This is a genomic window from Halomonas sp. SpR1, from assembly GCF_031010175.1.
Lineage (GTDB): Bacteria > Pseudomonadota > Gammaproteobacteria > Pseudomonadales > Halomonadaceae > Vreelandella.
On the sequence record NZ_JAUAMB010000044.1, the window covers coordinates 1 to 11,996 of the forward strand.

Here is an 11,996-nt window from a genome sequence, read left to right on the forward strand (position 1 = left end):
ACACTACATCCATTACTATAACCACGAGCGCATCAAGTCCAAACTAAAAGGCCTGAGCCCGGTGCAGTACCGAGCTCAGGCCTTGTCCGCTTAGTGTTTTACTGTCCAAGTTTTTGGGGTCAGTTCATAACTGCACCGGGCTTTTTTTATTGATCGTTCAGCTTGAGGATAGTTTTATTATGCTTGGAGGGGTTTACCTGACTTAGCCTTCCCGCCACACTTTAGATGACGTGTTGGTTATCCAGCCTATTGTCCGGCAAGCCCAAGGAGTCCGTATGGATGTCGAGCTGTTAGAAATACGCCAGCATATGGGGCGGTTCCCCCCTTTTGATGGGCTGTCGGATGATCTCCTTGATGCCATTGCTGAGCAGGTGGAAGTGAGCTACTTCAAAACCGGCAGCAGCATATTGGCGCTCAACGAGATGCTCAATGATCTTTGCTATATCCGCAGTGGTGCTGTGGAAGTTTATCGTAGCCAGGGGGAGCTGTATAACCGCTTGGGTGAGGGCGATATTTTTGGTCACTTTAGTTTGCTGCGTAACCATAAGGTGCGTTTTCCAGCTCAGGCGATTGAAGATACCCTGATCTATTTTATCCCCAAGGCGGTCTTCCTACGGCTGTGCGAGGAGGATGACCACTTTGCCGATTTTGTAGAGTTGGAACGGCCGCGACTTGAGAGCGCCGCCGAGCAGCAAAAGAAATCCAACGACATGATGGTCACGCGGATACGCAAACTGATAAGCCGCTACCCAGTGATGGTGGAAACGTCTACCAGCGTTCAGCACGCCGCGCAGCAGATGAGCGAAGCGCAAGCATCCGCACTGTTGGTAATAAAAGAGGGGAGTGATAACCCACGCTACAGTTTTAAAGATAGCGAAGGCCAGACTTGGCAGATGTGCGGGATTTTAACCGACAGTGATTTTCGTACCCGCGTGGTCGCCGAGGGGCTATCGCCGCAAACCTCGGTTGGTGAGGTGGTTTCCTCAAGGCTAATTACTGTTCAGTCGGACGCCTCTGTTTATGAGGCCATGCTGACAATGCTGCGCAGTAACGTACATCACCTTCCTGTCTTGTATCGTCAGCGCCCGGTGGGCGTGGTGCACCTTTCGGATATTATTCGCTACGAGACTCATAGCGGGCTCTATCTGGTCAGCAATATTTTTCATCAGTCCAGCACCCAGGGGCTGGCGCGCTTGGCACCGGATGTGAGCGCAGCGTTTGTGCGTATGGTGCAAGAGGGGGCTAACTCACAGATGGTGGGCAGCGCACTATCCACTATCGGACGTAGCTTTACGCGGCGGTTGCTGGAAATGGCCGAAGCGGAACTCGGCCCGCCGCCGGTACCTTACTGTTTTATGGTTAATGGTTCCATGGCCCGCAATGAGCAGAGCATCGTCACGGATCAGGACAATGCGCTGATTCTCTCTGATGACTTTGTTCCTGAGCAGCACGACGACTACTTTTATGCTCTGGCAAAAATTGTCAGCGATGGCTTAGACGCCTGCGGCTACACCTATTGCAAAGGCGATGTCATGGCGACCAACACTCAATGGCGTCAGCCGCTCAGCGTTTGGAAGGGCTATTTTCAGGATTGGATGGCCAACCCCACGCCCGAACGGCTGCTGCACAGCTCGATTTTCTTTGACCTGGATAGCTGCTACGGCGAAGACCTCTATGTGGAAGCGCTACAGGATTTGATTGCTGAGACCGCTCCCCAATCTCCACTGTTTTTAGCCGCTATGGCACGCAATGCTCTAAACCGCACGCCGCCGCTGGGGTTTTTCCGCACTTTTGTGATGGAGCAGGATGGTAAACACAATAACTCCATCAACCTTAAGCGCCGCGGCACCGCGCCGATGGTGGATTTGGTAAGGATTCACGCCCTGGCCTGCGGCTCCAAGGCGCAGAACTCTTTTCAACGCCTGAATGACATCAGTAAAACCCAGCTATTGGCGACAGGTATGAGCGACAAGCTCAGCTATGCGTTTGAGTTTTTATGCATGTCGCGGATTCGCCATCAAATGATTGATCTGCAAGAGGATCGCCAGCCAGATAACAATATCGAGCCTGAAAATGTAGCGGATAGCGAGCGGCATACCTTGAAAGATGCTTTCCAGGTGCTGAGCAACGCGCAAAAATTCCTCAAGTTCCGCTACCCTATGCCCGCCCAGCGGCAGGGGCGCTAAGATGTTCGGTATACGCCCACGTCAAAAAATTACCCAGGCTGACTGGAAGGGCTACATGGCCCAGCGGGCACAGCTGGCGAAAAATCCCGGCATCCAACAGTTTTTTGGGACGCCGCTGCCTGACCCTGAAACGCCTATTGCTGAGGTGCCGATGGTGGCGCTGGATATGGAGACCACCGGGCTGGATGAGAGGCGACATGCGATTGTCAGTATCGGCCTTGTACCCTTCACGTTGAATCGTATCAAATTGGCTGAGCGGCGCTACTGGGTGGTGAACCCCTCGAGACCGCTAGCAGAAGCCTCAATTACCTACCACCATATTACCCACTCGGAGATCGCCCAGGCGCCGGATCTAGACGAAATTCTTGATGAGTTACTGGCACAGCTGGCCGGGCGTTTGGTAGTGGTTCATTTTCGTAATATTGAGCGACCCTTTTTAGACGCAGCGGTTAAAACCCGGCGCGGGGAAGGGGTGCTGTTTCCGATGATTGATACCATGTCGCTGGAAGCGCGGCTGCACCGCCAAACCCTGTGGGCGCGTTTTCGCCGCTGGCTGGGCCGTCCACCGGTTTCTATACGGCTGCACGCAAGCCGTGAGCGCTACGGCTTGCCCGCCTATCAAGGCCATCATGCCTTGGTGGATGCGTTGGCCACTGCAGAGCTGTTACAGGCCCAAATTGCCACCCACTATCGACCTGATACGCCTTTAAAAGATATGTGGTGTTGAAGGCTAGCTATCCATATGGTCATAAAAACAACATGGCCATAAAACAACATAGCCATAAAACAACATAGCCATAAAACAACATAGCCATAAAAAAACGGGCAACCCAGCGGGTTGCCCGTTTTGTTTACTAGCGAAGTTTAACCCCGTATTTTTAAACCAACGGGTCGGTTTAAAACAGCGCTAAACGGCTTTGGGTTCGCTCATCAGTCCCTTGATGATGGCATAGCAGGCCACCAGCAATATGATGGTGAACGGGAAGCCGGTAGATACCGCCATGGTTTGCAATGCGGTCAGGCCACCACCTAGCAGCAGGGCGATGGCAATAGCGCCTTCGATGATCGCCCAGAACACGCGCTGTGGTTTCGGTGCATCGACCTTACCGCCAGCAGTAATCGAGTCGATGACCAGCGAACCGGAGTCAGAGGAGGTCACAAAGAAGATGATCACCAGCAGAATCGCAATGAACGAGGTGATTTGTGACAGTGGCAATTGCTCCAGCATGATGAAGAGCTGAAGATCAACCCCAGCGTCACGCACGGCTTCAATACCCTGGCTTACGTATTGGTCAATGGCTGTACCGCCGAAAGTGGTCATCCACAAAACCGATACGAAAAAGGGCACCAGCATGACGGAGATAAGAAACTCGCGCACGGTACGGCCACGGGATACCCGGGCGATAAACATACCGACATACGGAGACCAGGAGATCCACCATGCCCAATAGAAGGCTGTCCAGCCCTGGCTGAAGTTGGCATCTTCACGGCCAAAGGGGTTCGACAGCGCAGGCAAGTGCACCGCATAGCTCCACAGGTTCTCAAAGAAACCGGTGGCAATCAGCAGGGTAGGGCCAACCGCAATCACAAAGAACAGCAGGGCGGCTGCCATCGCGATGTTGATTTTGGAGAGTAGCTGAACACCTTTATCGACGCCGGCTAGAATCGAACCGATGGCGATGATGGTAATGCCGATGATCAGCAGGATCATGGTGATATCGCTTTCTGGCGCATCAAACAGATAGGTAAGGCCCGCAGCGGCCTGGGTAGCACCTAAGCCTAGTGATGTGGCCAAACCAAACAGCGTGGCAAACACAGCCAGAATATCGATCACATGGCCTGGCCAACCCCAAACGCGCTCGCCCAGAATCGGGTAAAACACTGAACGCATAGAGAGCGGCAAGCCCTTATTGAACGAGAAAAGTGCCAGGGAAAGGGCAACAACGGCATAAATAGCCCAGGGGTGTAGGCCCCAGTGAAAGATGGTTGCCGCCATGGCCAACGCTTCCGCACCGGCAGCATTACCTTCCGCACCCGCCAATGGCGCCCAGCTGCCTCCATCAAATGAGGTGCCAAAGTGTGTTAGCGGCTCATTAACGCCGAAGAACATCAGGCCAATGCCCATGCCCGCTGCAAACAGCATGGAGAACCAGCCGATATAGGTAAAATCCGGTTTGGCTTCGGCGCCACCGATACGGATTTTACCTAACGGAGAAAAGATCAGGCCAATACACAAAATGACGAATATATTCGCCGCTAAGATAAAAAACCACGCCAGATTGCCGGTTAAAAAGTTGAAAATGGCGTCATAAATAGGCGAAATGGTGTCTTGCAGCGCAAGTGTTAGCACCACAAACAGCAGCACGATAACGGCTGAGATACTGAACACCTTGCCGTGAAGGTCAAGATTGAGACCCATTGTACTGGTGGTGATGTTGTCTTGACCGATAACGTAATCGGTATCAATCAGATTGGCCGCACCCTCTGGGGCGGGTATGCCCTCAGAGACCGGCTCTTCAGGGGGGCGTTTATCGTCGTGGTTATCCACAGGAGCCTCTCTATTTCGATCAAAAAGTGTCGATCAAAAAGGTTGAACAGAAACCAAAATGTGGTCATCAACCAACATTGCATGGCGCGCGCTTAGATGCTCACAATAGCAAATCTGTTATGACAGTATTCAACGTAATGTGAACCTTGACGCTTAAACAGTTTTTAAAACAGTTCTTAAAACAGTGCTTACAACGACAACAGAGGGCCGAGGCCCCCTGCTACCGTGACTGCTTGGCTCGTTTAACTATCGAGCCACTCTGCGACTACGTCTTGGTTATCTTCAACCCACTGCTTCGCGTTTTCGTAGGGGTCGCTGCCATCTTCCTGGTTCATCAGCATGACTTCGCCCATCTGCTCAGGCGTCCATTCGAAGGCGTCGAGAATCGCATACGCTTCCGGCATCTCATCTTCCAGGCCTTGGCGAACCGCAGTATGGATCTGCTCCGCGCCACCATAGACGTTCTCAGGATCTTCCAGATACTTCAGATCAAAGCGGGCAAACATCCAGTGAGGCGTCCAGCCAGTCACAACGACATCTTCTTCGTTATTGATCGCGCTGGATAACGCGGCGGTCATGGTGGCACCGCTGCCGCTACGCAGATTCAGCTCAAGGTCATAGGTATCCACGACCTCTTCGGTGAGGCTCATTAAGCCTGCACCGGGGTCAATACCGATGATCTCGCCATTAAAGCTGTCGGCGTTATCGTTAAGGTCAGCAATCGAGTCGACATCGGTGTATGAAGGAACAACGAGGCCTAGCTTGGTACCGTCCAGGTTGGGGCCAAGGTCTTCAATGCTATCACCCAGACGCTCCATGTAATCGGCGTGAGTGGTAGGCAGCCAAGCGGCAACGATAGCATCTGCATCGCCAGTAGAGAGCGCTTGGAACATGGCCGCCGCTGAGAGAGAGGTTAGGTCAACCTCATAGCCTGCCTGTTCAAGTACCGCGGCAATGACGTTAGTAGAAGCGACTTCGGAAGACCACTCCACGTAGGCCAGGTTTACCGTGCCTTTCTCTTCTTCGGCTTGCGCCGCGCTGCTGACGGCAACGCCTGCACCTGCTAGCAGTGCTAGGGAAGCAAGACGGATACGGAGGTTCAATGTGCGATGTTTCATTCACTTTCTCCCTTGGGTATAAAGTTATTAGCGTACACAGTTATCAACAAATACAGCTGCTGCAAAACACAGCATGGTGAGCAAAGAGCGACTTAGCAAGCTAATGGCTCAACGCAGCCGCTTCTGCTGTTTTACTTCATCGTTTTACGCTACCCGTGCATTTTCGCTATTGCCGGGTTTTTCTTAGTGACTGCGTCAGGCGATCCAGCAGCATGGCCAGAATAACCACCGCGATGCCTGCTTCAAAGCCGTCGCCAGGGCGTAAACGTTGAATGGCGCGCCATACTTCGCTGCCCAAGCCATCCGCACCAATCATGGCGGCGATGACCACCATGGAGAGGGCGAGCATAATGGTCTGGTTGATACCCGCCATGACCGTGGGCAGTGACAGCGGTAGCTGTACTTTGAATAACTTCTGGCCACGGGTGGCGCCGTAGGCATCGGCAGCCTCGATCAGCTCCACCGGTACTTGACGTATGCCCAGCGTGGTAAAGCGAATCGCCGGGGGCATCGAGAAGATCACCGTAGCAAAAATTGCCGAGACCGAGCCAATCCCGAAAAATGGAATCGCCGGAATCAAATAAACAAACGCTGGCATGGTCTGCATAAAATCCAGAATCGGCATAATCACCCGATAAAGCCGATTGGAGAGCGCCGCTGCAATGCCTACCGGTAACGCGATGACCACCGCCACCATGGTAGCGAACACCACCAGCGTGAGCGTCTCTATCATCGGATTCCAGAGGCCCAGGTTCCAAATCAGTGCCAAACCAGCGACGGCGCCGATCGCAAGCCGAGGGCCCGCCAGCTTCCAGCAGAGCAGTGCGATCAACGCCAGCAGCGCCCACTCTGGTAGCCACATCAAGCCGTCATTTAAAACATCGATGCCGGTTTGAGTGAAACGCGATATACCGCGGGTAACCATTGAGTATTCGCTGGTCAACCAAGTCAGGCCGCTTTCAATCCAATCACCTAGCGGGATGCGTGGGATATCCATTATTGCTCTCCTGCTCGTGCCAGTTCATCAAGTACTGCGCCTTTAACCACCACACCCAGCAGTTGTTCCTGCTTATCAATAACGGCGATAGGGAAGCTCTTTTCACTAAACATGGCGAACAGGTTATGCAGTGGCTCATCCATGGGGACTTTGCGGAAATCCTGAGTTAAGTAGGGGATGATCGAGTTGGCCCCCTCTTCAATGGCCTTGCTGGCCGCATCGGCCTCAAGCAGGCCGATTAGGCGGCGATCGCGATCAACCACATAGATAGAGTCGATCGCATGGTCGCGCATGCGGTGTAGTGCTGTGCGTGGGCCATCGCTCTCCCGTGCGGTGGAGCGCAGTGGCCGCATGGCGCTCTCTGCGGTCAAAATACGTGCTCGGTCAACGCCTTGGATAAAGCGCCGCACGTAGTCGTCCGCTGGTTTGGTGAGAATCTCTTCCGGAGTGCCGATCTGTACCACTTCGCCATCTTTCAGCAGCACGATGCGGTCGCCAATATTGAGCGCTTCATCCAAATCGTGGGTGATAAAGACCGTGGTTTTCTGCATTTTGGATTGCAGCTGCAAAAGCTCTTGCTGCATATCTTTGCGAATCAGCGGGTCGAGCGCGGAGAAGGCCTCATCCATCAGCAGTACGGTGGCATCGTTCGCCAGTGCGCGGGCGAGACCAACGCGCTGCTGCATGCCGCCGGAAAGTTGATTGGGGTAGGCGTCTTCCCAACCCTCCAGGCCTACTTGTTTCAGCGCGTTATGGGCAATTTTTTGCCGCTCTGTCTTCTCTACGCCGCGAATTTCCAAACCGAACTCGGCATTTTGCTGCACAGTGCGGTGGGGAAATAGCGCGAAATTTTGAAATACCATGGAGAAGTGACGGCGGCGACACTCTAGTAATGCTTTCTCTTTTAGCGTCGGAATGTTTTCACCGTCGATAATGATTTCACCTTCGGTGGTTTCAATCAGACGGTTAAAGCAGCGGATCAACGTCGATTTACCCGACCCCGATAGCCCCATGATGACCAGCAGTTCGCCTTCATAAACATCAAATGAAATATTGGATAGCCCTAGCGTCTGGCCGGATTTCTCCAAAATTTCGGGGCGTTTCATTCCTTGGTTACGTAGCTCAATGGCTTTTTGTGGGTGCTTACCAAAGACTTTGCTTAAGCCGCGCACTTTAATTTTGACGGGTCGTGTCTCGTCCATCGGCGATGCCTTTTTTTTCAGTAAAAACGTGTTGAACAGAATGGGCGTATGGCATTGCTTATCCATTCATAAAGAAATAAGAGCTTGAGTCGGATAATTTATTAAAAATTATTATACATAGGTAGAGGCAGTGTGTCACAACGGCTCGCTCAACGGGGTAATTAACGTTACATGTGTCATTTTTTACCCACCTGGGGCGCTTTGCTAAACGCTTTTAGCGATATGCTAATTTTGTTTTAAATAATTGATTTTAAATATTTTATTTTTTTATTATTGGGTTTGGCACGCAAAATGAATAGTCTGAATGTAGGCAAGATATTATCTGTATAAAACTGGTTAGCAATTATCCAGTGAGACGTTTAGAAACATACGGTGTTAGCAATGGAGGTGGGTATTATGGATAAGCATCACGACCACATTGAGAGTAAGCAGGTTTCCAATCGCCCACGCTGGTTAACGCTATGTATGATGGCGACGGCAGCAAGTGTACTTGTATTAGCAGGTTGCGGTGATAACGAAGAGGTAGCGCCGCCTGCGGATGAAGCTGCTCCCGTAGAGCAGGACGCGGCTACTCAGCCAGAGCCAAGCATGAACGAAGAGCCCGCCATGGAGCAGGATCCTGGTTTGGGTGATGACCCAGCAACAGAAGGCAGTATGGCACAGCCTGAAGGAACGATGTCTGAAGACACCATGCCAGACAACACCATGGATGAGCCCGCAGAAGGTACTATGAACCCTGACGAAGACGAGCCTGGCTTTGGTGAAGGTACTGATCCGATGCCCGGTGCTGAAGATGATGAAAATTCGACCGCTAATTAATTATTTATCTGTATTAAGTGACTGTTTTTAATCAACTGTTTTAAGTGTGAGTAAGTGTACCGCTCCCTACGATGGTAAATCGACCCAGCTGTTTGTTCCCTGCGGCTGCTCCACACGGTTTATCATCCTTTACGCCCCCGCGCCCGCGGGGGTTTTTTTTGCCTGCTTTTTTAACCCATGCTTTTTAATTAGCGTTTGTCGTTTCGCGATTTGGCTACTTGACGGTGGCTACTCTTCATTATCTTCCAGACGGCGATAGAGCGTCCGGCGAGCAATTCCAAGAACTTCTGCGGTGCGCCGCTTGTTGCCACCGGTGGCTTCCAGCACTTTGTTAATATAGCGCTTTTCGACTTCTTCTAAACTGGGCCAGCGGATTGGCGGTGGCGTTGGCATCTGCCCTCCTGGTAGCACTTCGCCACTCACAGTGGGTACCAGAGGGCTACCGGTTTCCATCGTCGATTGTTCACGCAGACGCTCGGGCAAATCTTTATAGCTGAGTGAGCCATCTTCACTTAGGGTAACGGCCCGCATAATGGCGTTTTCCAGTTCGCGAACGTTACCGGGGTAGGCGTAGTTGAGCAGGTTGTTGAACGCTTCCGGCTCGATTTGCTCTATCTGTTTGCCCTGTGCCTCCGAGTGTTTATCGATAAGGGCGAACACAAGGTGCTCGATATCGGTACCGCGCTCGCGCAGCGGGGGGATGCGTAGTGAGAAGGTCTCCAAGCGGTAGAACAGGTCGCTGCGGAAATTCTCCTGTTCGATCTCTTTCTCCAGATTGCGGTGGGTTGCGGCGATGATACGTACATCAACCGGCTCTTCACGTTCGCCACCCACCGGGCGTACGGTCTTTTCCTGCAAAGCCCGTAGCAACTTCGCCTGTAGATTAATCGGCATTTCACCAATTTCATCCAAAAACAGGCTGCCGCCCTGGGCGCTATGGAATAACCCGCGGCGCGCTTCGTTAGCACCGGTAAAGGCGCCTTTGACGTGGCCGAAGAACTCGCTCTCCATCAAATCCGCGGGAATGCTCGCACAGTTAACCGGTACAAATGGCTGGTCGTGGCGCGGGCTTTCCTGGTGAATGGCGCGGGCAAGGAGTTCTTTGCCGGTGCCGCTTTCACCCAAGATCAGAATAGGGGCATCGCTTTTGGCAAGGCGGGAGGCGTCATGAAAGAGCGTCTGCATGACCTGACTCTTGCCCACAATGCCGTGGAAGTGGCTGATATCCGTGTCGTGGAAAACCGCCAGGCGTTGGCGTTCCAGCACACGAAATACGGCTTCGCGGATGGCATCAAGGTCTAGCGGCTTGGTTAAAAAGTCGTCAGCTCCGAGTTTTAGTGCCTCGACCGCCTGGTCGATGGTGCCAAATGCGGTAATCACAATAATGCCCAGCTCACTGCCAGCCTGGCGGAGCTGCTGGAGTAGCTGAATGCCGGTCATGCCCGGCAGTCGCACATCGGTGATCACCAATGAGACGGAGGTGTGGCTTAGTAAGGCGATCGCCTCTTCTGCGCTAGGTACGCCGAGCGTTGTGTAGCCTGCATCCTGCAGCTCTTCTTCCAATAACTCACGTATAGCGGCGTCATCCTCCACCACCAACAAAGGTAAAAGGGGTTCCTGTTGGGTCACAAATGTTGTCCTCACGCGGATGCGGTTTCACTAATAGGTAGTGTAATTTCAAATCCAGCGCCGCCTAGGGCGCTGTCAAACACGCCGATCGTACCGCCGTGGTCGTTAATAATGCGATGTACCATAGAGAGTCCCAAACCGCTGCCTTGGCCGACCGGTTTGGTGGTGAAAAATGGGTCGAATACTTTATGGTGATGGGCGGTGGGAATCCCCGGGCCATCATCTTCCACCCACAGTATCAATTCGTGTTCTTGTTGATGGGCGCGTACCCGAATGCGGCTTACTTCAGGGGCCTGCGCTGCATTGCGCAGTAAATTGGTCAGCACCTGTACAATTTGTTGGCCGTTAGCGTGTAAGTTGGGTGTCGGCGACGGTAATTCAATGTCTAAACGAATATTGCGTGGTTCAAGCTCATCTTCCACCAGGTCTTTGGCACTTGTAACAAGTTGTTCGAGCGCCTGTTCGTCTTTATCTACGTTATGTTGACGGCCTAATTCCATCAATTGGCGAACAATTTCAACGATGCGCTCCACTTCGCCGCGAATGCGGCCTAATCGTGCACGTTCGTCATCACCAATGACATTGCGTCGAGCCAAGCGTTGGGCCTGGCCATTAATCACTGTTAGCGGCGCGCCTATTTCGTGGGCTACCCCTGCCGCCAGCACGCCTAATTCAGCCAATTTCTTCGATTTACGCAGGCGCTTTTCAAGCTCAATTTCGCGCCGCTGGCGATTTTCGATCTCTTGGTCTTTCTCGGCCATCGCATCCAGCATGCCATTCAAACCGGAGGCGAGGTGGCGATATTCGATAGGGCCATCTTCGGTAGCACGTTGGCTACGATCTCCTTCTTCCACCAACTGCATCACGTGCACCAACCGATTCAGCGGGCGCTCAATATGGCGCCGGAACCCCCACCAAATACTAAACACGATCCCGGCGGCGCCAATCACAAACACCAACACGGCCACAATGCTGATAAAACCCGTGTAGTTCTCAATACCGGTATTTAGTCGATTGACCTGCAGCACACCATATACAGTGCCATCTTGTGAGCGCAAGGGTGTCAACGCAGAGTAGTAATTCCAACCCTCGTGTTGGCGATAATTGCTATACAAGTTATCGCGTTCAATGACCTGCTGAATTTCCTCGCGAGTGAAAATATCTTTACCAAGACCTAGGCCGTAAATATCGCGACCCTGGGTATCGAAGACATAAGCACCGTAAATGCGGTGGAATGAGAACGCTGACTGAAGCGCTTCTTCAAGCGGTGTACTGCTATCTGGCGTAACCGCGTAGCTGAGCGAAGAGCTCAGCGTGCGGGTAATAATCTCCACTTCTGTTTGTAGCTTCGAGCGTACGTTATCTTCGAGCGACTTGATCGCCACTAAGCTAAACACCACCAGGATGACGAACAGCGGCACAATCACCGTTAAAATAATTAAATTGCGTAGTCGCATGGGGCATCCATGGTGGTTTTAATACGGTTTAGTATCAGCG

General features: G+C 52.5%; 10 protein-coding genes. 4 read left to right on the plus strand and 6 right to left on the minus strand.

Going from position 1 to position 11,996, the window contains the following annotated elements:
- The 3 genes from QT231_RS21355 to QT231_RS21365 form a co-directional block, all read left to right on the plus strand.
- Positions 1-94: IS3 family transposase (locus QT231_RS21355; RefSeq protein ID WP_308338364.1), on the plus strand; the 94-nt coding region annotated here is incomplete at its 5' end.
- A 181-nt stretch (positions 95-275) separates the two neighbouring features.
- Positions 276-2,186 carry a DUF294 nucleotidyltransferase-like domain-containing protein gene (locus QT231_RS21360; RefSeq protein WP_308338811.1) on the plus strand — a complete coding sequence of 637 codons (1,911 nt, stop codon included), beginning with the start codon at positions 276-278 and terminating at the stop codon, positions 2,184-2,186.
- A 1-nt stretch (position 2,187) separates the two neighbouring features.
- Positions 2,188-2,913, plus strand: a complete 726-nt coding sequence (locus tag QT231_RS21365) for a 3'-5' exonuclease (protein WP_308338812.1) — start codon at positions 2,188-2,190, stop codon at positions 2,911-2,913.
- Between the two features lie 180 nt (positions 2,914-3,093).
- Here the strand turns inward: QT231_RS21365 and QT231_RS21370 are convergent, their stop codons facing one another.
- From QT231_RS21370 to QT231_RS21385, 4 genes are all read right to left on the minus strand, one after another.
- Positions 3,094-4,734, minus strand: coding sequence for a BCCT family transporter (locus QT231_RS21370; protein ID WP_308338813.1), 1,641 nt, complete (start codon positions 4,732-4,734; stop codon positions 3,094-3,096).
- Between the two features lie 242 nt (positions 4,735-4,976).
- Complete coding sequence (locus QT231_RS21375) at positions 4,977-5,852, minus strand: glycine betaine ABC transporter substrate-binding protein (protein WP_308338814.1); 876 nt, start codon at positions 5,850-5,852, stop codon at positions 4,977-4,979.
- A 166-nt stretch (positions 5,853-6,018) separates the two neighbouring features.
- The gene (locus tag QT231_RS21380; RefSeq protein ID WP_308338815.1) at positions 6,019-6,849 is read right to left on the minus strand and encodes a proline/glycine betaine ABC transporter permease; all 831 of its coding nucleotides are present in this window, start codon (positions 6,847-6,849) and stop codon (positions 6,019-6,021) included.
- A complete protein-coding gene (locus QT231_RS21385) occupies positions 6,849-8,051 on the minus strand; it encodes a glycine betaine/L-proline ABC transporter ATP-binding protein (RefSeq protein ID WP_308338816.1) in 1,203 nt (400 codons plus the stop codon). The genes QT231_RS21380 and QT231_RS21385 overlap by 1 nt, the downstream gene beginning before the upstream one ends.
- Before the next feature lie 396 nt (positions 8,052-8,447).
- Between QT231_RS21385 and QT231_RS21390 the strand changes: the two genes are divergently transcribed.
- Positions 8,448-8,870: a hypothetical protein gene (locus QT231_RS21390; RefSeq protein WP_308338817.1), complete on the plus strand. Its 423-nt coding sequence runs from the start codon at positions 8,448-8,450 to the stop codon at positions 8,868-8,870.
- Between the two features lie 228 nt (positions 8,871-9,098).
- On the opposite strand, the gene QT231_RS21395 is transcribed toward QT231_RS21390, so the two are convergent.
- Together QT231_RS21395 and QT231_RS21400 are read right to left on the minus strand one after the other, a co-directional pair.
- On the minus strand, positions 9,099-10,499 hold the full coding sequence (locus QT231_RS21395) for a sigma-54 dependent transcriptional regulator (protein WP_308338818.1): 1,401 nt from the start codon (positions 10,497-10,499) through the stop codon (positions 9,099-9,101).
- A gap of 11 nt (positions 10,500-10,510) precedes the next feature.
- Positions 10,511-11,956: an ATP-binding protein gene (locus QT231_RS21400; protein WP_308338819.1), complete on the minus strand. Its 1,446-nt coding sequence runs from the start codon at positions 11,954-11,956 to the stop codon at positions 10,511-10,513.
- Between the last annotated feature and the right edge of the window lie 40 nt (positions 11,957-11,996).

Bases quoted from the DNA above. Each gene is read 5' to 3' on its own strand.
- QT231_RS21360 (WP_308338811.1), top strand. From the start codon at position 276: ATGGATGTCGAGCTGTTAGAAATACGCCAGCATATGGGGCGGTTCCCC.
- QT231_RS21365 (WP_308338812.1), top strand. From the start codon at position 2,188: ATGTTCGGTATACGCCCACGTCAAAAAATTACCCAGGCTGACTGGAAG.
- QT231_RS21375 (WP_308338814.1), bottom strand. From the start codon at position 5,852: ATGAAACATCGCACATTGAACCTCCGTATCCGTCTTGCTTCCCTAGCA.
- QT231_RS21380 (WP_308338815.1), bottom strand. From the start codon at position 6,849: ATGGATATCCCACGCATCCCGCTAGGTGATTGGATTGAAAGCGGCCTG.
- QT231_RS21385 (WP_308338816.1), bottom strand. From the start codon at position 8,051: ATGGACGAGACACGACCCGTCAAAATTAAAGTGCGCGGCTTAAGCAAA.
- QT231_RS21390 (WP_308338817.1), top strand. From the start codon at position 8,448: ATGGATAAGCATCACGACCACATTGAGAGTAAGCAGGTTTCCAATCGC.
- QT231_RS21400 (WP_308338819.1), bottom strand. From the start codon at position 11,956: ATGCGACTACGCAATTTAATTATTTTAACGGTGATTGTGCCGCTGTTC.